We start from the raw sequence: 23,660 nt of genomic DNA on the forward strand, positions 1-23,660 counted from the left end.
AAATTACTCTATTGGCTGACTCGGTGACAAGAGTCCGAAATGCAACACGAATCGGTTTTTGCAGTTTTCCCCAACTTGCCCTCCTGTACGGTTGGACTAGCGGGGAAAGGCTTCTGTCACGCCAGCTTCGCGACGTTTCCGTTGACTTCACGATCGAAAGTCACAATATGGCCCCGGTTGGCCGCCGCTTGGGCGGCTTTTTTGATTTTTGGCCGCATCGCGGGCACGAAAGCCGCCTCGGCGGCAGGCCCGGATACCGGTTCCGGAGACGCATATAATGAGCGGTTCGGCGCTTTTCGATACCTTTGCGCGGGCGCCTTTGTCCTTCGAACGGGGCGAGGGCAGTTGGCTGGTCGGCAATGACGGCCAGCGCTATCTCGATTTCGGCGCCGGCATCGCCGTCAATTCGCTTGGCTACAGCCATCCGCATCTGGTCGCCGCGCTGGTCGAGCAGGCCGGCAAGTTCTGGCACCTCTCCAATCTCTACGAGATCCCCGAGCAGACGCGCCTCGCCGAGCGGCTGGTCGCCGCGACCTTCGCCGACAAGGTGTTCTTCACCAACTCCGGCGCCGAGGCGATCGAGGGCGCGATCAAGACCGCCCGCCGCTACCAATACGTCAACGGCCATCCCGAACGCTTCCGCACCATCACCTTCGAGGGCGCCTTCCACGGCCGTACGCTCGCCGCGATCGCCGCCGGCGGCCAGGCGAAATATCTCGAAGGTTTCGGCCCCAAGGCCGAGGGCTTCGACCAGGTGCCGTTCAACGACATCGACGCCGCCGAGAAGCTGATCGGCCCCGAGACCGCCGCGATCCTGCTCGAGCCGATCCAGGGCGAGGGCGGCATCCGCCCGTTCCCGGCGCAGTCGCTGAAGCGCCTGCGCGAACTCTGCGACAAGCACGACCTGCTCCTCATCTTCGACGAGGTGCAGACCGGCGTCGGCCGCACGGGCAAGTTCTTCGCCCATGAATGGTCCGGCGTCACGCCTGACATCATGGCGGTCGCCAAGGGCATTGGCGGCGGCTTCCCGATGGCCGCGGTGCTCGCCACCGCCGAGGCGGCCAAGGGCATGACGACCGGCATCCACGGCACCACCTTCGGCGGCAACCCGCTCGCCATGGCGTGCGGCAACGCCGTGCTCGACGTCGTGCTTTCCGACGGCTTCCTCGACGAGGTGAACCGCAAGGCGCTCCTGATGAAGCAGGGCCTTGCCGCGATCGCCGACGAGTTCCCCGACGTGATCGAGGACATCCGCGGCCAGGGCCTCCTGCTCGGCGTCAAGTGTAAGGTGCCGGCCGCGACCTTGAACGTGGCGCTGCGCGAGCAGAAGCTGCTTGCCGTGCCGGCCGGCGACAACGTGCTGCGCCTGATCCCGGCGCTCACCGTCACCGACGCCGACATCCGCGAGGCGCTCGACCGCATGCGCGCCGGCGCGAAGGCCGTCTCGGCGTCGCTCGCCGTCGCCGCCAAGTGATCCGGAGCGTCTGATGTCCGGTTCCGTGCGTCATTTCACCGACCTCTCAGCCGTTCCGGCGGCCGAACTGCGCGGCATGCTCGACGACGCCGCCGCCCGCAAGGCCAGGCTGAAGGCCGGCGAACGCTCCAGGCCGCTCGACGGCAAGGTGCTGGCGATGATCTTCGACAAGCCCTCGACCCGCACGCGCGTCTCCTTCGACGTCGGCATGCGCCAGCTCGGCGGCGAGACCATCATGCTCACCGGCACCGAGATGCAGCTCGGCCGCTCCGAGACCATCGCCGACACCGCCAAGGTGCTGTCGCGTTATGTCGACGCGATCATGATCCGCACCACCGACCATGCTCGCCTCCTCGAGCTTACCGAGCACGCCACCATTCCGGTCATCAACGGGCTGACCGACGACACGCATCCCTGCCAGCTCATGGCCGACATCATGACCTTCGAGGAGCATCGCGGCCCGGTCGCGGGAAAGACCTTCGCCTGGACCGGCGACGGCAACAACGTGCTGCATTCGCTGCTCGAGGCATCGGCGCGCTTCGCCTTCAAGCTCAACGTGGCGACGCCCGAAGGCAGCGAGCCGCAGCGCAGATATGTCGACTGGGCGCGCCAAAATGGCGGCGACGTGCGCCTGACGCAATCGTCGGAGGAGGCCGTCACCGACGCCGACTGCGTCGTCACCGACACCTGGGTGTCGATGAACCAGGAGCATCGCGCGCGCGGCCACAACGTCTTCGGCCCCTACCAGGTCAACGCCGCGCTGATGGCGAAGGCGCGTCCCGACGCGCTGTTCATGCACTGCCTGCCGGCGCATCGCGGCGAGGAGGTCACCGACGAGGTGATCGACGGGCCGCATTCGGTCGTCTTCGACGAGGCCGAGAACCGGCTGCACGCCCAGAAGGCGGTGCTTGCCTGGTGCCTCGGCGCTTGAAGCGGCGCCCGGTGATGCCTATCTCCCGCGCATCACTGAAAACCTGGGCGTAACCCCCATGCCTCCGCGACGGCGGCATCGCCGTGCGCCGGAGATATGTCATGTTGGAAACCGTGAACGTGCCTGACCACACCAGCAAAGGCGATAACAAGCAGCTCGGCGACTTCGGCTTTGCCGGCGACGACCATGTGATTCCGTTTGAGGTCGGCCCGCTCGACGCGCGCGGCCGCGTGGTGGCGCTCGGGCCGCTGCTCGACGGCATCCTAGGCCGCCACGACTATCCGGAGCCGGTGGCGCGGCTTCTCGCCGAGGCCTGCCTGGTCGCCGTCCTGCTCGGCTCCTCGCTGAAGTTCGAGGGCAAGTTTATCCTGCAGACGCGCACCGACGGCCCCGTCGACATGCTGGTCGCCGACTTCACCACGCCCGGCGCGCTGCGCGCCTATGCGCGTTTCGACGCCGACCGGCTCGAAGCGCTCACCGCCGCCGGCGAGACCGCGCCCGACACGCTGCTCGGGCGGGGCGTGCTGGCGCTCACCATCGACCAGGGCGCCTACACCCAGCGCTACCAGGGCATCGTCGAACTCGACGGCACCACGCTGCAGGAGGCCGCGCATACCTATTTCCGCCAGTCGGAGCAGATCCCGACGGAGATCAGGCTGCAGGTCGCCAAGCTGGTGCGTCCGGGCGAGGGCGAGCACTGGCGGGCCGGCGGGATGATCGCGCAGTTCCTGCCCGAGGCTCCCGAGCGCCTGCGCATGGGCGACCTGCCGGGCGGCGACGGGGCGTCCGAGGTCGAGGTCGAAATCGACAATGCCTGGCGCGAGGTGCAGGCGCTTGCCGGCACCATCGAGCCCGGCGAGCTGATCGACCCGACGATCGAGCCGGAGCGGTTGCTCTATCGCCTGTTCCACGAGCACGGCGTGCGCGTCTTCCCGGGCACGCCGGTCGCCGACGAATGCTCCTGCTCGCGCGAGCGCATCCGCGGCATCCTCGAGGGCTTTTCCGCCGAGGAGATCGTCGAAAGCACCGAGGACGGCCGGATTTCGGTCAATTGCGAGTTCTGCTCGAAGTCCTACGAGTTCGACCCGACCGAGTTCGTCGCCGCGAACTGAAGCGCGGCGACGACTTTCCTCTCCCCCGGGTCGGGGGAGAGGTGGATCGGTCCGGAGGGCAAGACGGAGTTGGGGGGCTTCCAGGCTCCAGCCGGCAGCCTACGCCCGCTCCCACTCCGCATATTCCTTGATCAGCCCCTCATAGGCGTCCATCGGCGGCAGCGCCTCGTAGCTGTGCACGGCGGCCGTGGTCACCCAGGGCAGCTTCTCGCCGGTCCATGTCTCCATGAAAGGCGTCGACCAGCTTGCGTCGTCGAGCATGGTCGGGCGGATGTTGACGAACCAGTCGATGCCTTCCGGCCGCGTGAACATCCAGCTCATGCACCAGCCGCAGAAATAATGTTTCGACGCGCCGTGCAGCCCGCCGATCACCGGCTCGCCCTGCGTGACCTCGAATCCGTCGGCGGGGATCGCGGCGCTCAGCGAGAACGCGCTCGAACTCATCCGCTGGCAGCCCTTGCAGTGGCAGGCCATGGTGAGCAGCGGCCGTTTGGTCACCCTGAACCGCACGCGTTCGCAGCGGCATCCGCCTTCCTTGACGATTGTGTCGGTGCTCATCTTTCCCTCGGTTTCCGCTTCAGTTCACCACCCGCGGCCTGCCCGGCAGGTCGAGCGAGAAGGCGGGAATGTCGACGTCGAACAGCTCGCCCTTGTCGTTCTGCATCGTATAGCGCCCGACCATGATGCCTGACGGCGTCGAGAGCGGACAGCCCGACGTGTACTGGTAGCTGTCGCCGGGATCGAGCTCGGGCTGGTCGCCGACCACGCCCTCGCCGCTCACCTCCTCGATCCGCCCGGCGCCGTCGGTGATGTGCCAGTAGCGTGAAAGCAGCTTCACCGGCTCGTCGGACTGGTTGTCGATGGTGATGCGGTAGGCCCAGACATACCGGTTCTCGGACGGGTCCGAGCGGTCCTCCAGATAGAACGGCACGACGCTGACGGCGATGTTGCGCGTGACGGCGCTGTACATGGGCAGGGACTCCTTGCGCCCGGTCTCATATGTCACGCCGCTGGTCACATTGTGGCAATGCAAGCGCATCTGTCCCGGGCGCGGCTCCTGGCCGCCGGATTCTCTGCCGGGCGTTACTGAGGCGCTGGCTGGTCGGCCGGCTTCACCATCGCGCCGTTGACCGTCACCGCGCCGTCCGGCGTCATCTCGATCACCCATTGCAGGCGCCCGTCGGAAAGGATCTTGGCAAAACCCTTGGCCGCCACCGCGACCATATAGGCCTGCTGCGCCTCGGGCGCCGTCGTCATCGCGTCCTGGATCGTCTGCATGGCCTTGTCGAAACCGGCCGCTTCCACCGTTGCCGTCAGCGTCGGCGCGGCTCCAACGAAAGTCACCGCGCCTTCTGCGGAAATCTCCGTGTCCTTGTTGCGGAGGATGCTGCGGTTGATGACCAGCTTTGGCGGCTCGGCCATGAACTGGGCCATGATCATGTCGCCCACCTCCTTGGAGATCGGCGTATCGCTGTTGAGATCGAGCGCGTCGATCGCCATCGTCGCCGGTCCCTCGAGGTCGAGTTCGGTGCCGGCGAAGTTCAGGTCGATGTCCTCGGGCAGCAGCGGCACGGTCCATCCCGGCAGCACGTCGTCCGGAACCTTCAGGGCGTCGATCTGGAGCTTGTAGGCCACCGAGCCGTCCTTGCGCACGCCGTCCATGGCGACGTCGATCCGTGCGTTGGCGGCGCTGAAGATGCCGATGGGCGTCCCGACCGACAGCTCGCGCCAGCCATAGGAGCCGGTCAGGTGGTTCCAGAGCGGCAACGCGTTGCGCAGCAGCGTCTTCAATTCGGGCTGCGCCGCCTTGAGCTTGGCTTCCTCGGCATTGGCGACGCCGAACGCCAGCAGATCCAGCAGTTGCTGCGACTGGAACCCGGTGGCGCCGGAACTGTAGGACAGTTCGGGTGACCGGATCACGACCGGCAGGTCCATTCCCGCCTCCGGCGCGCTGACCCGCATCGTCTGTGTCATGTCGGACACGGTCTGGAGCGCGGTGAAGTCCACGCCGCGCGTCGCGTTCTTGGTAGACTGGATGTCGAAGCTTCCCGACGCGGCGGTGAATTCGGTGCTCGACGTCGGGTCGGTCGAGGTTGACGACAGCGCCCCAAACTTGCCGCTGGCGGTCGAGAAGCCGGCCAGCGCCGGATCGTAGACGCCGCTGAACTTGTCGTCGGCGACCTGCCACTGCGCGGTGTGCGTGCCTTCCTCGGCCTTCATCTCCAGCTTGCCGTCAGGCGCCACGTCCCCCGACACGTCCCAGGTTCCGTCGGAACGCGGCTTGAGGCTGAGCACGTATGGGTCGACTTCGAGCTTCAGCGCTTCCTGCGCCGGGAAGAGCGCCAGCAGCTTGTCGAAATCGACCTCCAGCCGGTAGGCGTCGTCCTGCACCGTGATCTTCACGACGCCCTTGTCGAAGGCGGTCGTGCCGATATAGCGCGCGAAATTGGCGGTCAGCGTCTCAGCGCCGCTGACGTCCACCGTCTGGGCGAGGGCGGGCGAAGCGGAGAGGGCGAACAGGAACGGCAAGACGTAGCGCAATGGAACTCTCCTGATGGTGAAGCGCGACTATTGGGAATTCGCGCCAGACTGGCAAGACATAACGATTTGGCCGAAACGGCGATAAGATTGCGCTGCCTATACAGGCAGGAGACGGAAAATGCAGCAGGAAGAGTTTCGGGCACTCGCCCTGACATTTCGTGAAGCCGTCGAATCCAGCCATTTCGAGACCGCCGATTTCCGCGTGCGGGGGAAGATCTTCGCCACGCTGCGCCAAGCCGACGGCCGCGCGGTGCTGAAACTGTCGCCGGACGAGCAGCAACTCGTCATGGCGACCTCGCCCGGACTGTTCGAGCCGGTCAAGGGTTCCTGGGGGCTGAAAGGCTGGACGCGTGTCGTGCTCGACCGCGCCGACCCGGAAACCGTGCGCCACGCTATGGGCATGGCCTGGCGTTCGGTCGCGCCGAGAAAACTGGTCGAAGGGCGGTAGGCTGGCGGAACGCGATGCCATGGCCGCGTGAATGAATTTTGTTCGCTCATTCGCAACTGGCGATTTTTTCGCCCCGCCAACCTATGGGGCAAGCCACTGAAGCTGTTTTCTTTTCTGTCCGTCGGCGGCGACATCCCGGTCGACCTTTCCGTAAAAAGTTTTCGCAACTGCACTCACCCGCTCCGGCTCCCGGCGATACTTGGCCCATCGCTCTCGCGGGAACCCGGGTCATGGACCGGATGACGGGGAGGGCGGCGGTGACCTCCCACCCGTGGAAGCGGTTCCACGGTCCCGAGGGCGCCCGACAGGCCGGCATGCCGGGCGGACGAGCGACAGCCTATCGTCGCTGGTCTGCGACGGAGGCAGACGGAGCACCGTACGTCCCGGACCACTGGAGTATCTCGTGGCCGACAGGACGTGTGCCCGGCCGAAAGCGGCGACAGCCACCGGACGGGGGCGGAGGCCCAAAGCCTTCCGTCGCCTGACGCCAAGGGGTCAGGCTGGGTCGACAAGACCACCCATTACAAAATTTAGACTGGTGGTCACGACCCTCCCGTCTTCCCGACTTCTTTCAACGGCCAGATCGGAAACGAGGCGTGGCGATGACGAAACGCGTGGGTGGAGAGCTTTGCCTCTCCCCGTTCACGGGGAGAGGATGCCGGTAGGCAGGTGAGGGGCAGCGCCAACGTGTCAGAACGAAGCGCCGCCCATTCGACCGGAAAACCCCCGGCCTACCCCGCCCGGTCCAGCGCTTCGCCGATGTCGGCGATCAGGTCGTCCGTATCCTCCAGCCCGACCGACAGCCTGAGCGTGCCGCCGCCGATGCCGAGTTCGGCGCGCGCCTCGTCGGTCAGGTTCTTGTGCGTGGTGGTCGCCGGATGCGTGATCAGGCTCTTGGCGTCGCCGAGATTGTTGGAGATCTTGATGACGTCCAGCCCGTTCTGCAGCGCGAAGGCGCTCTTCTTGCCGCCCTTGAGGTCGATGCAGATCAGGGTGGAGCCGCCGCTCATCTGCTTCTTCACCACGGCAGCCTGCGGATGATCGTCGCGCCCGGGGTAGATGATGCGCGAGATTTCCGGCCGGCCGGCCAGGAAATCGGCGATCTTTCCGGCGCTCTCGGTCTGCTGGCGGACCCGGACCGGCAGCGTCTCCAGCCCCTTGAGCAGCGTCCAGGCGTTGAACGGCGACATGCTCGGGCCGGTGTGGCGGAAATAGTCGTGCAAATTCTTGTCGATCCACTCCTTGTCGGAAAGCACGATGCCGCCGAGGCAACGCCCCTGGCCGTCAATGTGCTTTGTCGCCGAATAGACGACGATATGCGCGCCGAGTTCGAGCGGCTTCTGCTGCAATGGCGTGGCGAAGACATTGTCGACGACCAGCCGTGCCCCGATCGAATTGGCAAGCGTCGCCACCGCCGCGATGTCGACCACTTCGAGCGTCGGGTTGGTCGGGCTTTCGAGGAAAAAGAGCTTCGTGTTCGGCTGCACCGCCTTTTCCCAGTTGGCGATGTCGGTTCCGTCGATCAGCGTGGCACCGATGCCGTATTTCGGCGCCAGCGTCTCGATCACCCAGCGGCAGGAGCCGAACAGCGCCCGCGCCGCCACGATATGGTCGCCGGCCTTGAGGCTGCACAGGATCGCGGCCGACACGGCGGCCATGCCCGACGCCATGGCGCGGGCGTCTTCCGCGCCTTCCAGTGCGCACATGCGCCGCTCGAACATGTCGACCGTCGGGTTGGCGTAGCGCGAATAGATGAAGCCCGGCTCCTCGCCCTTGAAGCGCGCTTCGGCGGCTTCCGCGGTCTCGTAGACGTAGCCCTGTGTCAGGTAGATCGCTTCCGACGTCTCGCCGTGCTGGGAGCGCAGCGCGCCCGAATGCACCAGCTGGGTGGCCGGTTTCCAATTGCGCGTCTTGGTCATCGCATGCCTCAAACAACAAAAAACCGGCCGCGAAAGTCGCAACCGGTCCACAAGGCCTTGGCGGGCCGACGGTCCTTTAGCGACTTGTTTAACGTGGCTGCAAGCCGACCGGCCAAATCACCACGGGATAACGGACCCTTTAGACCCGTCTCCGGCTTGCGTCAATCACGCCGATTGCTAAACCACTTGGCCAGCATGGACGTATGCGAAGCCTTCGGGCGAGCCATGCCGCATGGAGACGCATCGCTTGCGCCAGACAGGCATTCTTCCCGACATCGAGATCGCCGCGCTGTTCCAGTCCGGCGCGCTTGCCGCGCCGCGCCCGCTCGACCCCGACCAGATCCAGCCCGCGAGCCTCGATCTGAGGCTCGGCGAAAAGGCATGGCGCGTGCGCGCGAGCTTCCTGCCGGGCCCGACCAGCAAGGTCTCCGACAAGCTCGATCGGCTGAAGCTGCACGAGATCGACCTCGCGGCCGGCGCGGTGCTGGAGACCGGCTGCGTCTACATCGTGCCGCTGCTCGAAGGCCTGAACCTGCCGGCCGGCATCTCGGCCTCGGCCAATCCGAAGAGCTCGACCGGCCGCCTCGACATCTTCACCCGCGTCATGACCGACAATGGCCGCGAGTTCGACAAGATACCGGCCGGCTACTCCGGCCCGCTCTATCTCGAAGTCAGCCCGCGCACCTTTCCGATCGTCGTGCGCACCGGCTCGCGCCTGTCGCAGATACGCTTCCGCACCGGCAACGCCCTTCTCTCCGAAGGCGAGCTCGAGATCCTGCACCGCGCCGAGACGCTCGTCGCCACCGAGCCGCCCAACATCTCAGGCGGCGGCATAGCCCTCTCGATCGATCTCAGTGGCGAGAAGGGCGCTCTCATCGGCTATCGCGGCAAGCACCACACCGGGCTTGTCGATGTCGACCAGCGCAATGCTCACGATGTCCTCGACTTCTGGGAGCCGCTCTACAATCACGGCGCGCCCGAGCTCGTGCTCGACCCGGACGAGTTCTACATCCTGGTCAGCCAGGAGGCGGTGCACGTGCCGCCCCTCTATGCCGCCGAGATGACGCCCTACGATCCGCTGGTCGGCGAGTTCCGCGTCCACTATGCCGGCTTCTTCGATCCGGGCTTCGGCCATTCGGAGGCCGGAGGGACCGGGAGCCGCGCGGTGCTCGAGGTGCGCAGCCACGAGGTGCCCTTCATCCTCGAGCACGGCCAGATCGTCGGCCGCCTGGTCTACGAGCACATGCTGAAGCGGCCGAAGGCCCTTTACGGCACCGACCTCGGTTCCAACTACCAGGCGCAGGGCCTGAAGCTGTCGAAGCATTTTCGCGTTCCGGACTAGGATGGGGGCGTCCGCCGCTGAGTGCCGGCGGATCACGTGCAGGGGATGCGAACCACGAAGGCGGCTCCGGGTTTCGCCGTGTCGGCGCAAGAGATCTGCCCCCCGAACTGCTCGATGATCTGGCGGCTGATGGCGAGGCCGAGGCCCGCCCCGCCCTGGCGCAGCGTCGGCCCACGCGCGAACTTCGAGAAGATGCGTTCGCGCTCGCTCTCCGGAACGCCCGGACCGTTGTCGACCACGCGCGCCTCGTAGACCCCTTTGCGCAGCGAACTGGAAACGGTCACCGTCGGCTTCGGGCTGGTGTTGTATTTGACCGCGTTGGAGACGAGGTTGATGAACACCTGCGCGAAACGATCGCGGTCGCCGACGACGACGGCTCCGCCGATACTTCGCGTACGCGTGAGGGCCACTCCGGCGGCGCGCGCCAGCGCCTCGCAGCTTTCGATCGCCTGGTCGATGGCCGCGTCCGGATCGAACGGGGCGGCCTCCCACGCCGGCTTGCCGCTTTCCATCTGGCTGACGTCGAGAATACCGTCGAGCAGTCGGGTGAGGCGCAGGCTTTCGTTCTGGATGATGCCGAGGAAGCGGAGCTTCTCCTCTTCCCCGATATCCCGGTTGGTGAGCAGGATGTCGCTGAAGGAGCGGATCGACGCCATCGGCGTGCGCACTTCGTGGCTCACCTGGCTCAAGAACTCGTCCTTCTGCGTGTCGACCTCGCGCAGGCGCTGATTCGCCTGCGCCAGTTCGGCGGCGGTGGCCTCCACCTGCCGCGACTTGCGCTCCAGCTCGGCGGAGTAGGCGCGGATCTGCTCCGTCTCGTCGGCAAGCCGTTTCAACTCCTCCACGCCGATCGTCTCGCTGGTGACCACGCGCGACACCAGCGAACGCGCGGAGGCGGCGCCGACATTGGCAGCAAGGCGCTGCTCGACCAGGGAGATGAGTTCGTCGCTGGCGATCACGGCGCGTCCTCGCGCCTCGCCGTCGAAGAGTTGTACCGCCTCGACGGGTCCGAGCACGCGTTCGGCGATGCGGCGCAGGTCGGCAAGCCGCGCGGTGCGGCGGATGACGCGCAGCTCGCTTTCGGTCTGCCGGCGAAATACGTCAATGAACAGCGTCGACTGGAGCCGGGCAAGCGGCGTCGGTTCGGACAGCATGGAAACCACGACGAAAAGCACCGTATTGATGCCGACGCTCCAGAACGTCGCGTGCACGAGCGGGTCGAACTGGTCGAGCCCGAACAGCGCGTATGGTTTCAGCCAGGCCACGCCGAATGGTCCGTTCTCGATGACGCTGGCTGGCATCAGGAGAAAGCCTCCAAAACTCGGCAGGAACAGCGTGTAGGCCCAGATCGCAAAGCCCGCTGCGAGGCCAACGATGGCGCCGCCATGCGTGGCGGAGCGCCAGTAGAGCCCGCCGACGATGCTGGGCAGGAACTGCCCCACGCCGCAGAAGGAGATCAGCCCGATGGCGGCGAGCGCATTCGAGGTGCTGCCGCTCAGGCGGAAATAGAGGAAGCCCAGGAAGACGATGAAGACGATGCTGGCCCGCCGGGCCTTGAGGATGAAGCCGCGTACGTTCTGGGCGCTCGCCGCCGGCAGGATCGAGCGCAGCGCCAGCGGCATCACCAGGTGGTTCGAGATCATCGTGGAAAGCGCGATCGAAGCGACGATGACCATCGACGTCGCAGAAGAAAAGCCGCCGAGGAAGGCGAGGAGCGCGAGCGCGTTCTGGTCGGCGGCCAGCGGCAGCGTGAGCACGTAGAGGTCGGGATCGGATCCGGCCGGCAGCCGGTTCAGGCCGGCGATCGCGATGGGCACCACGAACAGGCAGATGAGGAACAGGTAGAGCGGGAAGAGCCACGAGGCGGTGCGGATCTGTCGCTCGCTCGAATTTTCAACGACGGTGACCTGGAACTGGCGGGGCAGACAGATGACCGCCGCGCCCGCGAGGAAACACAGCGTCACCCAGCGTGCACCGAAGGTGGGCTCCGGATTGAGAAGGCTGACCGGCGCGTTGGCAAAGACATCGGCCGGCACGCCGGAGAGGCTGGCGACCACCCAGATGCCGACGGCGAGCAGCGCGACCAGCTTGACGACGGCTTCCAGCGCAATCGCCGCGATGACGCCGTGATGGCGCTCGTTGACGTCGATGTTGCGGACTCCGAACATGATCGAGAAGACGCAGAGCCCCACCGCAAGCCAGAAGGCGATGGCATAGTCCGGCTCGATCTCGGTCCCTGCGGCAACGACCGCGCCGGCCGGAAAAGTCACCACCTGGAAGCTCGCGGTGAGCGCCTTGAGCTGCAGCGCGATGTAGGGTGCCGCCGCGACCAAGGCTATCAGCGTCACCATCGCGCCGAGTGCCGGGTTCTTGCCGAACCGCGCCGAGATCAGATCGGCGATCGAGGTGATGTTGTGGACCCGCCCGACAGTCACCAGCTTGCGCAGGAACACCCACCAGCCGGCGAAGACGATCGTAGGCCCGAGATAGATGGTGACGAACTCCATGCCGCTCGTCGCCGCCGAACCGACCGCGCCGAAGAAGGTCCAGGAGGTGCAGTAGATCGAGATCGAAAGCGTGTAGATAAGCGGCGAGGACAGCCATCCGCTGGGGTCCCGCCGCGCCCGCCGGTCCCCGGCGAAAGCCACGCCGAAAAGGATCAGAACATAGGCAAGGCAGACGATGACGACGAGGTTGACGTGAAGCATCAGCGTCGGTCAGGCGAAGACCGTGCTTCCGCCTTTTCCTCCATGCCAGCGTCGATCTCTACCGTCGCGAGATTGCGCGCCAGCAGCCAGGCGCAGAGCACGATGGCCGCCCAGACGCCGAAGACGTAGACGACGATGAGCGGTATCCCGGCAATCAGCACAGGCGCGGCAAAGACGACGATGAAGGGCGGCAGCAGCAGGATGGCCGCAGCGACGGGTAGCAGCGAGGCGGCGTCGCGCATCCCCTGCGGATCGGCCGTCCCGCGCCTCATTGGCGCGTCCCGCCCGACGCAAGGCGGGTGACGTGCTGCACCACCTCGGCGTTGGAGAAGGGTTTGGTGACGAAGATGTCGGCGCCGATCGCTTCTGCTGCCCTGCGGTCGCTCGCCTGGCCTTTGGCGGTCAGCACCATGACCGGCAGGATCGTCAGCGCTTGATCGGCGCGGATGGTTTTCAGTACGTCGAGGCCGTTCATGCCGGGCAGCATGATATCGAGGACAAGAGCCGAAAAGGACTGGCGCCGCAAACGGTCCAGCGCCTCGACGCCGTTGGCGACGGTGTCCACGTCGAAGCCGGCCCTCCCAAGGATGAAGCTCAGCGATTCGACGATATTTGGCTCATCCTCCACGATGAGTATGCGGGCCTTGGCCATAGATCGGTTCCCCGGCCATTTTTTGCCTCAACCTATACGGGCTTGGCGTCGCGTCGCCATAATCATTTCGACCTATGGTCGATTGAACTTCAGATCCCCGGGAATGGCAGGTTTCTACGGCTTAGATGCCGTTCTCCGCTCAAATATCGTGCTGGGGTTTCGAACACTCCAAGCGCACGGCGTTACACGATCAGCGGCGCCTCGTGCCGGTGCCTGCAGTCGGCGCGCGGGCACAGCCGGCAGATCGTGCCGACCGGCGCCATCGCGGCCACCCGGTCGATGCCTTCGGCATAGCAGACCCGGTCCGCCTCGGCGACGGAGCAGGCCAGCATGACCGACAGGAGATGGCGGGGCAGCGCGGCGGTTGGCGAATGCTTCTCGACCGCCCGGGCAAAGAACAGGAACTGGTCGCCGGAGGGCAGTTTGCCGAAGCTGCGGACGGTCGTGCCCGGCGTCTGGAAGGCCGAATTTATGACCCATAGAGGGCAGGCGTTGCCGTAGCGCGGCAGCGGCAAGCGCGGCAGGGGCAGGCGCTTGGTGACATAGCCCGAGGCATCGGACCGCATGAAGGCGAAGCGGACGCCCTCGGCGCTGGCACGCCGAAGCGTCGCGAGCCTGTGCGCGGCCTGCTCGTAGGACACATCGAACAGCCGGCACAGCGCGTCGATGTTGTAGCGCCATTTCTCGGCGGCCTCGAGAAATGGCTCGTATGGCATCAGCGCCGCGGCTGCGGCGTAAGCCTCCAAGGCCGCCGACGCCAGGCGCCGGGATTCCTCGGATGCGAGGGCGGGATGGGTGTCGACAAGCTCCCGGGTCGCTTCGGCGACTTCGGGCTGCAACGTTCCCCTGGTCCATGCAAAGCGCCGCGCTTCGACCGTGTCGGGAGCGGTCGGCTCGGAAGGGAGCTTGTTTCCTGCAGGCTGGAGGCGTTTGTCATGGCCGCCGCGCGTGAGGAAGTCCGCGGCGAGAGCTTCCAGATCGGGAAAGTGATTGTCGGTGGCTAGGATGAACGCATCCACATGCTCGGCCGGCGTGGCCGACCGCACGCGAATGCGGGTGCTGTCGAAGAATTCCAGCAGCGATTGCGCGGCTCCCGAGAGCTTTTGGGAGTCAGCGGCGACGATTGCCAGGAAGCGGCGGCGCTCCGCATCGCTCAGCCCGTTCTCCGTGTCCAGAATCTCGGATGCCGACCGGATCGAGGCGGCATGGGTCAGCATGCGATGCACGCTGTCTCCCAGGAACGGATCCCGGTTTAGCCGGTCGGCCAGCGCCGCGGCCGCTTCCTTCTGGTCGTGCCAGGCGCGGTGCAGCGCAAGGACCAGATCTGCCCAGCCGGGATTCCTGCCTATGAGGTCCGCAGCCGGGCCGGGAGGATCGATCGCGTTCGCTATCTCCGGATCGGCTGCGATCTCCTCCAGGTTAGCGACGACCCGCCGCTCCGCCTCGCCGTCGAGTTCGGATCGCTCCACGTCCAGACTGTTGGCGACACGCTCGACGAGCACGTCGGCGATCGCGCGTTTGTTGAGTTCTATGAGGTTCAGATAAGACGCCGAAATCCCAACGCGTCGCGCCAACTCGCCCTGCGTCATGCCGGCCTGCATGCGTCTGGCCCTTATCTTCAGGCCGGCCAGAGTATTTTTGGCGGTCGCTTTTCCCATCAATTGGAAATTATTGACAAATTCATTCATTCGCAAGCACAAGGATTTACAAAAAATGCGTGTTAAACCAATGGCTTATTGCGGTGATGACAAAATGGATCGAAAACGGGATCAGGCGAAATGCCTCGTTTGCATCGGCCGTTGGCCGGCGCGGCATCCACGGGAGGAATCCACATGAAGTTCAAGACCATGAACCGTCGCTTGTTTCTGAGGAACAGTGCAATCGCAGGTGTCGGCCTCGCCGCGCCGATGCATTTTATCCGCGGCGCCTATGCCCAGGATATGTCCTGCAACGTGCCGACGGGGGACACGGTGACGTTTGGCTGGAGCGTGCCGTTGACTGGCGCCTACGCCGACGAGGGCGCCGACGAGCTGAAGGCGTTCCAGTTGGCGGTCAAACATCTGAATGGCGAGGGAGACGGCGGCCTGATCGCGACGATGAAGCCGACCGCTCTTAAGGGCAACGGCATCCTCGGCAAGAAGGTCGCCCAGGTGCACGGCGATTCGCAGACCAAGACCGACGCGGCCCGCGACAACGCCAAGCGCATGATCGAGCGCGACGGTGCGATCATGATCTCGGGCGGCTCTTCGTCCGCCGAAGCGGTCGCGGTGCAGTCGCTGTGCCAGGACATGGGCGTCATCCACATGTCAGGCCTGACCCATTCCAACGACACCACCGGCAAGGACAAGAAGCGCTACGGCTTCCGTCACTTCTTCAATGCCTACCAGTCGGGCGTGGCGCTGGGACCGGTCATCGGCGAAGCCTACGGCAAGGACCGTCGAGCCTATCACCTGACCGCCGACTACACCTGGGGCTGGACCCAGGAGGAGTCGATCAAGGCGGCAACCGAAGCGCTCGGCTGGGAGACGGTAGCCGCGGTGCGCACGCCGCTCGGTTCGGCCGATTTCTCGCAATACATCACGCCGGTGCTCAACTCCGGCGCTGACGTGCTGATCCTCAACCACTACGGCAAGGACATGGTCAACTCGCTGACCCAGGCCGTGCAGTTCGGCTTGCGCGACAAGCAGGTGAACGGCAAGAACTTCGAGATCGTCGTGCCGCTGTTCTCGGAGCTGATGGCGCAAGGTGCAGGCGATGCCGTGAAGGGCATATTCGGCACCAGCAATTGGGATTGGAAGCTGGACGACGAGGCGACCAAGACGATCACCAAGTCCTTTGGCGCGGAGTACGGCACGCCGCCCTCGCAGGCGGCGCACACCTGCTATGTCCAGGCCCTGCTTTATGCCGATGCCTGCGAGCGTGCCGGCACGTTCTATGCACCAGAGGTCATCAAGGCATTGGAAGGCTTCGAGTTCGACGGCATGGGCAACGGAGCGACGCTTTATCGCGCAGAAGACCACCAGTGCATGAAGCCCTGCCTGGTCGTGCGCGGCAAGCAGGAGCCGAAGGACAAGTTCGACCTGATGGAGATCGTCCAGGTCGTGTCGCGGGATGTCACCACCTACGATCCGTCCATCTTCGGTGGCGAGCTTGGCCCTTACGATGCCAAGCAGTGCTGATCTTCTGGCTCCGGCCGCCACGGGCGGCCGGAGCCACTCCCCGTGAGGCATGATCGAACGGACCCGAGCGGACCATGGATGCCATACTGCTGCAAATACTGAACGGGCTCGACAAGGGCGGCGCCTATGCGCTGATCGCGCTCGGGCTGACGCTCGTCTTCGGCACGCTCGGCGTGGTGAATTTCGCGCATGGCGCGCTGTTCATGCTGGGCGCCTTCTGCGCCGTCACCTTCAACAAGCTGCTCAATCTCGAGAGCGTGGTCATCGACCCGGAGCAGACGACCGCCTGGGGCAGCCCGCTTGAAGTGCGCACGCCCTACGTCGAAGCCTGGCTCGGCGATTTCGGCGCGGTGCTCAACGATTATTCGGTTCCGGCCTCGATCGTGCTTGCCATCCCGGTGATGCTTCTCGTCGGCATCGCCATGGAGCGCGGGCTGATCCGCTACTTCTACAAACGGCCGCACGCAGACCAGATCCTGGTGACGTTCGGCCTGGCCATCGTGATCCAGGAGATCATCAAGCATTTCTTCGGTGCCAACCCGATTCCGCAGCCGGCGCCAGACGCCTTCGCCGGCACTGCCTATGTTGGGGAGATTTTCGGCCTGGGGCAGACGCTGGCCTACCCCTGGTGGCGCATCGTCTATCTGCTGTTTTCGCTCGCGGTCATCGGCGCCGTCTTCGCCTTCCTGCAGTTCACCACATACGGCATGGTGGTGCGGGCCGGCATGCATGACCGGCAGACGGTCGGTTTCCTGGGCATCGACATCCAGCGCCGCTTCACTGTCGTGTTCGGACTGGCGGCGGTTGTCGCGGGGCTTGCGGGCGTCATGTACACGCCGATCCTGCCGCCCGACTACCACATGGGCATGGAGTTCCTGGTGCTGTCCTTCGTCGTGGTCGTCGTCGGCGGCATGGGCTCGCTCGGCGGCGCTGTGGCCGCCGGTTTCCTGCTCGGCATCCTGCAGTCCTTCGCCTCGATGAACGAGGTGAAGGCCATCATCCCGGGCATTGACCAGATCATCATCTATCTGGTCGCCGTCGTCATTCTTCTGACCCTGCCGCGCGGGCTGCTCGGCCGCAGGGGCGTGATGGAGGACTAGAAGATGTTTGCTGGCCTCTCGCGCAACGACTGGTTCCTTTTCCTGGCGTTCACCGCCGTCATCCTGCTGATGCCGATCATCCTGCAGCCCATAGGTGCGGCCTATCCGGCGCTGATGCAGAAGATGTGCATCTTCGGCCTCTTCGCCATAGGCTTCAACATCCTGTTCGGCCTGACCGGCTATCTCTCCTTTGGCCACGCGGCCTTCGTCGGCGTCGGCTCCTATGCGGCGGTCTGGTCGTTCAAGCTTCTGACGATGAACATTGTCCCGGCGCTGATGCTGGCGGTGTTCTTCACCGCTATCTTCGCGCTCGTCATCGGCTATGTCAGCCTCAGGCGGTCGGGCATCTACTTCTCGATTCTGACGCTGGCCTTCGCCCAGATGAGCTACAACCTCGCCTATTCGGTGCTGACGCCGCTGACCAATGGCGAGACAGGGCTGCAGCTGTCGCTCAACGATCCGCGCGTCATTGACAGGCTGTTCGACGGAGCGGGTCCCGGTCTGCCGCGCGTGAACTTCTTCGACCTCTATATCAGCGGCGGCGGCTATGCCGGCTTCTACACCTGCGCGCTCGCGCTCATCGCCGGCTTCTTCATTTCGATACGCATCTTCCGCTCGCCTTTCGGCATGATGCTGCGGGCGATCAAGTCGAACCAGAACCGCATGCGCTACACCGGCTTCAACACGCGGCCCTACCTGCTCGCGGCCTTCGTCATCTCCGGCGTCTATGCCGGCCTTGCCGGCGGGCTGATGGCGGCGACCGATCCGCTTGCCGGCGCGGAGCGCATGCAGTGGACCGCGTCGGGCGAAGTGGTGCTGATGACGATACTCGGCGGCGTCGGCACGCTGGTTGGGCCGGTGATCGGCGCCGCGGTGATCAAATATTTCGAGAACATCTTCTCGTCCTTCGGTGATGCCACGCTGCACGACGTGTTTGGCTTCCTGCCCGACGCGATCGAAGACCCACTGGTCGCCTTCCTGTCCCTCTTCGTTGGCGATGGCTGGCATCTGACGCTCGGCGTCGTCTTCATGCTGATCGTCATCTTCCTGCCAGGCGGCATCATGGAGGGACTGCGCCGAATCTGGAATTTGTTCAACCGTCGTCGGCCAGGCGATCGCGAGGCGACGCCTGCCGCCCAACCCCAGCCGGCGGAGTAGCGCAATGCCAAGCAATGCCGTTCTTCACGTAGCCGACGTGCACAAGAGCTTCGGCGGCCTGCGCGCGCTGTCGGATATCGACCTGCAGGTGATGGAAGGCACCACCCACGCCATCATCGGACCGAACGGTGCCGGCAAGTCGACGCTGCTCAACGTCTGCATCGGACGGCTGGCGCCGGACACCGGAGCAGTCGTCTTCGACGGCGAGGTCATCACCGGCAAGCAGCCGTACGAGATCAATCAGATGGGCATCGTCAGGGTGTTCCAGACGCCGGAGATCTTTCCCGACCTCACGCTGCTGCAGAACGTCATGGTGCCGGCTTTCGCCAAGCATGACGGAGCGTTCAAGCTCAACCCGATGCAGGCCATGGCGAAGCGCACCGAAATAATCGACGACGCGATGCACTGCCTGAACGATGTCGGACTTGCGCATCAGAAGGACGCCGTAGCCGCCAGCCTGTCGCGCGGCGACAAGCGACGTCTGGAACTGGCGATGGGCCTGGTGCAGAATCCGCGGCTGCTGCTGCTCGACGAGCCGACCGCCGGCATGTCGCGGCACGACACCAATTCGACGATCGATCTTCTGAAGAAGTTCAAGGGGCGCGGGATGACCAAGGTCATCATCGAGCACGACATGCACGTCGTGTTTTCGCTGGCCGACCGCGTCACCGTGCTCGCCCAAGGCAGGATCATCGCCGACGGTCCGCCCGACCAGGTGAGGGGCAATCCGAAAGTGCAGGAAGCCTATCTCGGAGGCACCCACTGATGAACGCGATGACGATGCCGGACAGTTCCTCCGCGACCGCGGCGCCCGCCTATTTCAGCGTGCGCGACATCCATGCCTATTACGGTGAAAGCTATATCGTCCAGGGCGTCAGCTTCGATGTCGCCGAGGGCGACGTCGTTGCGCTCCTCGGCCGCAACGGGGCCGGCAAGACCTCGACGTTGCGCACGCTGGCGCGCGCCGCTGATCCGGAATTGAAGCGTGGCGAGATCTGGCTCAACGGCCAGGCGATACACAAGCTCAAGGACTTCCAGGCTGCGCGGCACGGCATCCAGCTCGTCCAGGAGGATCGCCGCATTATCCCCGGGCTTACGGTCGAGGAAAATCTCCAGCTGGCCCGGATCGCCGAGCCCAAGGGCTGGCCGCTGGAGCAGATCTACGAGCATTTTCCGCGGCTGGCGGAGCGGCGCAAGCAGGAAGGGGTGACCCTCTCCGGCGGTGAGCAGCAGATGCTGGCCGTCGCCCGCGCGCTGGCGCGCGACATCAAACTGCTCCTTCTCGACGAGCCCTACGAGGGGCTGGCGCCGGTCATCGTCAAGGAGATCGAGCGCATCGTGCACGAGATCAAAGGGCGCGGCATCACCACCATCATCGTCGAGCAGAATGCGGTGGCGGCGTTGGAACTCGCAAACCGCGCGCTCATTCTCGACATGGGCCAGATCGCCTTCGACGGCCCGGCCAATGCCGTTCTGGAGAACGCCGAACTGCGGACCCAGTATCTGGCGATATGAGGCTTTGCTGTCGGTTCCGCCTGCGAGTACGCTTCGCGGCTGAACGGGATACCCGTCGGGCAGAAGTCACGGTGAAGTTCGGGGACCCTGACTTGTCATATCGCGGTCCTGAAGCGGTCGCCATATCAGATAGTCTGAAGGCTGGAGCGGGTAGAGGGAATCGAACCCTCGCGTTCAGCTTGGGAAGCTGACAAGCTACCATTACATCATACCCGCAACGGTCGATTGACTATCATGGCCGGAGGCTGTTGTGCAATCGGCTCGGGCACGCTTTTGACACCAAGCGCGGCTGCTACGGTCGTGAATCTGCGCGCTTTTTGGCGAGCATCGTTCATTTGTTTGCCGCGATGCCGATCGCGGTGAAAGCAGGCAGCCGCCGAATTACTCAACTCGTCGGTACCGCCATTTTGGCCTTCTTATGTTCAATGGTGAGGCGAGTAGGACCGGTCTTCGTAAACTCCGCCTGCAATCACAGCATTTCCGCCCCGACGCTTGCGAAGCTGCCGACGCACCCATGCACGATATGGACACAAGGTTAAGCTAGCATAGTTTGTCCCGCCAGGTCGCCATGATGAGGACGCCGGTGTCGAGTTGGGCCGTCATCTCGGCCTTCATTATCCGGCCTACGGCGCGCGGGGAGAACAGATCGACGACGGCGGCAACGTAGAGCATTCCCACTCACCAGGTCCGTTAAACACCTTAGTCTCGGTGTCCGCGAAACCGGTATCAGCCAATGTGCCCATGATGTTCGGTAGTCAGTCGCTGACGCGGGGGGAGGGCAGCGTCGCGAGAAAGTCCGTGAAGGTATCACCCTGGATGTTCACATGATCATGCATGTGACGGCTTGCTGCTTCATCATCACTGTCCATGATGGCCCGGACGATGGCGCCGTGTTCGGCATAGGAGGCCGCTATGCGGCCCTTGAAGCTTAGCTGGTAGCGCCGGTAGGCAGCGAGCAGCGAGCGCAACCGCAGCGTTTGCTCCTGAAGATAGCCGTTGTGAGCCCCCGCGTAGATTGCTTCGTGGAACGTGACGTTCTTGTGGTAATAGTCATTGAACTCCCCAGCCTGTGCGGCCTCGCCGCAAATTTCATGGTACTGCTGGAGGTTTTCCTTTTCTCGTACGTTCATCCGGCGCGCGGCCAGTCTGGCGCAAAGACTTTCAAGTTGCGCCATCACCTCGAACATTTCGAGAATCTGCGGGATGGTAAAGGATGCGACGACCGCTCCCATGCGTGGCCGGACCTGAACTATGCCTTGCGCCTCTAGATGGCGGATCGCTTCTCGAACCGGCGTGCGCGAAACGTGAAAGCGAGAGGCGAGCTGCTGCTCGTCCAGCTTGTCGCCAGCGGTCAAGCGACCCGTAACAATGTCGTCTTCCAGTGCTGCGCGAATAAGCTGGCTCTGGCTCAGAACCATCATCAGACCTCATCTCCGTCCCGTTGCCAAGCGTCGCCGGCGGCATCTCTCGTGTATACACAGATTGTACCGGTAGCAACTATGCGAGAAAAGTCATTCCACGAAAATTCCGGCCTTTTTTTTCAAAAATGCCTTGATCCTTAGCAATTTCGGCTCGGATGTCGGAAATCAGCTTCCCATAAAAAACTCATGCTTTCATTTTTTGCATACATAACGTTGACATGTGTACACATTAGTAGCAACCATGCATGCGGCATTATGGAAATGCGGCCAACTGGGAGGATGGGAGATGTCGGATATCAATCCGCTAGCGGGCTTGGCCGGAAAAGACATTGTGCTGGACCAAATCGTTCCAGCGCGCATGCCGTGGGGGGGAATTGTACCCAAAGGTAAAACTCTGCGGATCATCGATCTGGAGGGTTCGCAGGCGGTGGATTTCCTCTGCTACAACGCCGCCGACACCGCGGAGCGATACAATGCCCCCAATACCATCAAGGCTGCGGGTACCCTGCTTCTCACTGCGGGACACAAGCTTTATTCCGACAGAGGGCAGGCGCTTTTTTCGATCGTTGCCGATACGTTCGGTGGTCACGACACCATTGGCGGTTGCTGTAGCGCTCCAAGTAACCGGATGCTCTATGGCGTCGAGGACAGCCCTGGTTGCCGCGAGAATTTCCTGAGCGCGCTTGAAGTTCATGGCTTGGGCTGGCGCGATGTCGTGCCGAACGTCAATTTCTTCATGAGCGTCCCGGTTGGTGCCGCTGGAGAGGCGGCAATTGCCGCCGGCAGCTCGCGCGCGGGCGAATACGTCGATCTCAGGGCCGAGATGGATGTGCTTGTAGCAATCTCAAACTGCCCGCAGGTGAACAATCCCTGCAACAACTACAACCCGACGCCCGTCCGCCTGATCGTTTGGTAGGCGGTCGGCAGAGCATTGATTCATTTAAGTTCTTACACGAAGCCAAAGGCCAAATCTGGGAGGAGACCAGCCATGCTTAGAAAGATGATAGCAGCCGCCGCCATGCTGCTTGCAAGTGCATCCTTTAATGCGGCTTCCGCCGAGGACATCGTGCTCGCCAGTGCCAATCCGATGACCGGCAATAGCGCGCAGTTCGGGCAGTACAAGGTCCGCGCGATCCAGCTTGCCATTGAGCAGGCAAACGCCGCAGGCGGGATCGACGGGCGCCAGATCCGCCTCGTCGTGCAGGACGATCAGGGAAACCCGAAGGAGGCGGCGCTGGTCGCCCAACGCATCGTCAGCGACGATAGCGTCATGGCCGTCCTCGGCCACTGGAACTCTTCTTCGACCCTTGCAGCGCTGCCGATCTACGACAAGGCCAACATTCCCGTTGTCACGGACTCCATCAATCGCAAGATCTCCGGCGCCTCGCGATGGAGCTTCCGCGTGGAACCAACCGACCTCCAGCAAGCCGAACAGTTGAGCGGCTATATCGTCGATACGCTGGGCTATAAGAAGATCGCCGTCATCTACGCCAACAATGATTACGGCCAAGGTCTCGCCACCGCCTTCGCAGATGCTCTTTCCAAGCGAGGGATCGAGCTAGCCGCGCAGGACGCGTACCTTGAAGGCGCGACCGACTTCACGCCGCAGATCAGCAACGTCCAGCAGGCCGAGCCGGAAATCCTCTTCATCATCGGCTACTACCGGGAGGGCGCCCTTATCGTGCAGCAGGCACAGCGGCTGGGGCTTGAACTGCCTATCCTCGGCTCTGATGGCTTCACGACGCAGGAACTCATCAAGCTTGGCGGCGCCGCGGTCGAAGGCGTGGTCTTTCCCGGCTTTTTTTTCCCCAACGACGAACGCTTTCCCGGATCGCTGGAGTTTGTCTCCGCCTATGAAGCCAAATACGGCGAGAAGCCTGAAAGCTACGGTGCGCTCGCCTACGACACCACCAACATGATCTTCGCCGCGATGCGCGAAAAGGGCGTCAGCCGCGAAGCTATCCGAGACTATCTCGAGCAGATGGACGGTTTTAGCGGCGTGACCGGGTCGCACAAGTTCAACGCCGACCACGATACCGAGGTGCGGATTATCCTGCTGACCGTCAAGGATGGCGAGATTGTCCTGGCTGGAAAGCAGCTCTGAAATCCAACCTCCAGGGGTGGGTTGGCCCACCCTACTTACGGACAACCAGCGGGGTG

The 23,660-nt window shown here is 64.0% G+C and carries 21 protein-coding genes, 1 tRNA gene, 1 pseudogene and 1 riboswitch; of the genes and pseudogenes, 12 read left to right on the plus strand and 11 right to left on the minus strand.

Annotated elements, in window-relative coordinates; genetic code table 11:
* Nucleotides 1–277 precede the first annotated feature (277 nt).
* The 3 genes from D8676_RS04450 (at nucleotide 278) to D8676_RS04460 (ending at nucleotide 3,517) form a co-directional block, all read left to right on the plus strand.
* Nucleotides 278–1,474: an aspartate aminotransferase family protein gene (locus D8676_RS04450; RefSeq protein WP_121579593.1), complete on the plus strand. Its 1,197-nt coding sequence runs from the start codon at nucleotides 278–280 to the stop codon at nucleotides 1,472–1,474.
* Between the two features lie 13 nt (nucleotides 1,475–1,487).
* A complete protein-coding gene (gene argF / locus D8676_RS04455) occupies nucleotides 1,488–2,405 on the plus strand; it encodes an ornithine carbamoyltransferase (protein ID WP_121579594.1) in 918 nt (305 codons plus the stop codon).
* 101 nt (nucleotides 2,406–2,506) lie between these two features.
* Nucleotides 2,507–3,517, plus strand: coding sequence for an Hsp33 family molecular chaperone (locus tag D8676_RS04460; protein ID WP_121579595.1), 1,011 nt, complete (start codon nucleotides 2,507–2,509; stop codon nucleotides 3,515–3,517).
* Between the two features lie 99 nt (nucleotides 3,518–3,616).
* On the opposite strand, the gene D8676_RS04465 is transcribed toward D8676_RS04460, so the two are convergent.
* The 3 genes from D8676_RS04465 to D8676_RS04475 all read right to left on the minus strand — a co-directional run bounded on the left by D8676_RS04465 (nucleotide 3,617) and on the right by D8676_RS04475 (nucleotide 6,058).
* The gene (locus tag D8676_RS04465) at nucleotides 3,617–4,075 is read right to left on the minus strand and encodes a GFA family protein (RefSeq protein WP_121579596.1); all 459 of its coding nucleotides are present in this window, start codon (nucleotides 4,073–4,075) and stop codon (nucleotides 3,617–3,619) included.
* A 19-nt stretch (nucleotides 4,076–4,094) separates the two neighbouring features.
* Nucleotides 4,095–4,487: a Co2+/Mg2+ efflux protein ApaG gene (apaG, locus tag D8676_RS04470; protein WP_121579751.1), complete on the minus strand. Its 393-nt coding sequence runs from the start codon at nucleotides 4,485–4,487 to the stop codon at nucleotides 4,095–4,097.
* A 113-nt stretch (nucleotides 4,488–4,600) separates the two neighbouring features.
* Nucleotides 4,601–6,058 carry a hypothetical protein gene (locus tag D8676_RS04475; RefSeq protein ID WP_121579597.1) on the minus strand — a complete coding sequence of 486 codons (1,458 nt, stop codon included), beginning with the start codon at nucleotides 6,056–6,058 and terminating at the stop codon, nucleotides 4,601–4,603.
* Between the two features lie 118 nt (nucleotides 6,059–6,176).
* On the opposite strand from D8676_RS04475, the gene D8676_RS04480 reads away from it, so the two are divergent.
* Nucleotides 6,177–6,506, plus strand: coding sequence for an MmcQ/YjbR family DNA-binding protein (locus tag D8676_RS04480; protein WP_121579598.1), 330 nt, complete (start codon nucleotides 6,177–6,179; stop codon nucleotides 6,504–6,506).
* Nucleotides 6,507–7,237: 731 nt separating this feature from the next.
* On the opposite strand, the gene D8676_RS04485 is transcribed toward D8676_RS04480, so the two are convergent.
* The gene (locus D8676_RS04485) at nucleotides 7,238–8,425 is read right to left on the minus strand and encodes an O-succinylhomoserine sulfhydrylase (protein ID WP_121579599.1); all 1,188 of its coding nucleotides are present in this window, start codon (nucleotides 8,423–8,425) and stop codon (nucleotides 7,238–7,240) included.
* 56 nt (nucleotides 8,426–8,481) lie between these two features.
* Nucleotides 8,482–8,559, minus strand: a riboswitch (SAM riboswitch).
* A gap of 98 nt (nucleotides 8,560–8,657) precedes the next feature.
* Between D8676_RS04485 and D8676_RS04490 the strand changes: the two genes are divergently transcribed.
* On the plus strand, nucleotides 8,658–9,767 hold the full coding sequence (locus D8676_RS04490; protein WP_183096970.1) for a 2'-deoxycytidine 5'-triphosphate deaminase: 1,110 nt from the start codon (nucleotides 8,658–8,660) through the stop codon (nucleotides 9,765–9,767).
* 32 nt (nucleotides 9,768–9,799) lie between these two features.
* On the opposite strand, the gene D8676_RS04495 is transcribed toward D8676_RS04490, so the two are convergent.
* The 4 genes from D8676_RS04495 to D8676_RS04510 all read right to left on the minus strand — a co-directional run bounded on the left by D8676_RS04495 (nucleotide 9,800) and on the right by D8676_RS04510 (nucleotide 14,785).
* The gene (locus tag D8676_RS04495; RefSeq protein WP_121579600.1) at nucleotides 9,800–12,475 is read right to left on the minus strand and encodes a sensor histidine kinase; all 2,676 of its coding nucleotides are present in this window, start codon (nucleotides 12,473–12,475) and stop codon (nucleotides 9,800–9,802) included.
* The gene (locus D8676_RS04500; protein WP_121579601.1) at nucleotides 12,475–12,747 is read right to left on the minus strand and encodes a hypothetical protein; all 273 of its coding nucleotides are present in this window, start codon (nucleotides 12,745–12,747) and stop codon (nucleotides 12,475–12,477) included. Before D8676_RS04500 ends, D8676_RS04495 begins: the two co-directional genes overlap by 1 nt.
* Nucleotides 12,744–13,127, minus strand: coding sequence for a response regulator (locus tag D8676_RS04505; protein ID WP_121579602.1), 384 nt, complete (start codon nucleotides 13,125–13,127; stop codon nucleotides 12,744–12,746). The genes D8676_RS04500 and D8676_RS04505 overlap by 4 nt, the downstream gene beginning before the upstream one ends.
* A gap of 182 nt (nucleotides 13,128–13,309) precedes the next feature.
* On the minus strand, nucleotides 13,310–14,785 hold the full coding sequence (locus tag D8676_RS04510; protein ID WP_121579603.1) for an XRE family transcriptional regulator: 1,476 nt from the start codon (nucleotides 14,783–14,785) through the stop codon (nucleotides 13,310–13,312).
* Between the two features lie 189 nt (nucleotides 14,786–14,974).
* Here D8676_RS04510 and D8676_RS04515 point away from each other — a divergent pair, with 189 nt between their 5' ends.
* From D8676_RS04515 to D8676_RS04535, 5 genes are all read left to right on the plus strand, one after another.
* Nucleotides 14,975–16,306 carry a substrate-binding protein gene (locus D8676_RS04515; protein ID WP_121579753.1) on the plus strand — a complete coding sequence of 444 codons (1,332 nt, stop codon included), beginning with the start codon at nucleotides 14,975–14,977 and terminating at the stop codon, nucleotides 16,304–16,306.
* 74 nt (nucleotides 16,307–16,380) lie between these two features.
* Nucleotides 16,381–17,406: a branched-chain amino acid ABC transporter permease gene (locus D8676_RS04520; RefSeq protein ID WP_121579604.1), complete on the plus strand. Its 1,026-nt coding sequence runs from the start codon at nucleotides 16,381–16,383 to the stop codon at nucleotides 17,404–17,406.
* A gap of 3 nt (nucleotides 17,407–17,409) precedes the next feature.
* Nucleotides 17,410–18,564, plus strand: coding sequence for a branched-chain amino acid ABC transporter permease (locus D8676_RS04525; protein WP_121579605.1), 1,155 nt, complete (start codon nucleotides 17,410–17,412; stop codon nucleotides 18,562–18,564).
* 4 nt (nucleotides 18,565–18,568) lie between these two features.
* On the plus strand, nucleotides 18,569–19,330 hold the full coding sequence (locus tag D8676_RS04530; RefSeq protein WP_121579606.1) for an ABC transporter ATP-binding protein: 762 nt from the start codon (nucleotides 18,569–18,571) through the stop codon (nucleotides 19,328–19,330).
* Nucleotides 19,330–20,079: an ABC transporter ATP-binding protein gene (locus tag D8676_RS04535; protein ID WP_121579607.1), complete on the plus strand. Its 750-nt coding sequence runs from the start codon at nucleotides 19,330–19,332 to the stop codon at nucleotides 20,077–20,079. The genes D8676_RS04530 and D8676_RS04535 overlap by 1 nt, the downstream gene beginning before the upstream one ends.
* 142 nt (nucleotides 20,080–20,221) lie before the next feature.
* Here D8676_RS04535 and D8676_RS04540 read toward each other — a convergent pair.
* From D8676_RS04540 to D8676_RS04550, 3 genes and pseudogenes are all read right to left on the minus strand, one after another.
* Nucleotides 20,222–20,295, minus strand: a tRNA-Gly gene (locus tag D8676_RS04540).
* Nucleotides 20,296–20,634: 339 nt separating this feature from the next.
* Nucleotides 20,635–20,754, minus strand: a pseudogene (locus D8676_RS04545) (IS3 family transposase); the annotation flags it as partial.
* Nucleotides 20,755–20,834: 80 nt separating this feature from the next.
* Nucleotides 20,835–21,500, minus strand: a complete 666-nt coding sequence (locus D8676_RS04550; protein ID WP_210210697.1) for a GntR family transcriptional regulator — start codon at nucleotides 21,498–21,500, stop codon at nucleotides 20,835–20,837.
* Between the two features lie 286 nt (nucleotides 21,501–21,786).
* On the opposite strand from D8676_RS04550, the gene D8676_RS04555 reads away from it, so the two are divergent.
* On the plus strand, nucleotides 21,787–22,416 hold the full coding sequence (locus tag D8676_RS04555) for a DUF1989 domain-containing protein (protein ID WP_121579608.1): 630 nt from the start codon (nucleotides 21,787–21,789) through the stop codon (nucleotides 22,414–22,416).
* A gap of 150 nt (nucleotides 22,417–22,566) precedes the next feature.
* Nucleotides 22,567–23,604, plus strand: coding sequence for an ABC transporter substrate-binding protein (locus D8676_RS04560; protein WP_183096972.1), 1,038 nt, complete (start codon nucleotides 22,567–22,569; stop codon nucleotides 23,602–23,604).
* Nucleotides 23,605–23,660 lie beyond the last annotated feature (56 nt).

This window comes from Mesorhizobium sp. YM1C-6-2 (assembly GCF_003666685.1).
Lineage (GTDB): Bacteria > Pseudomonadota > Alphaproteobacteria > Rhizobiales > Rhizobiaceae > Mesorhizobium_K.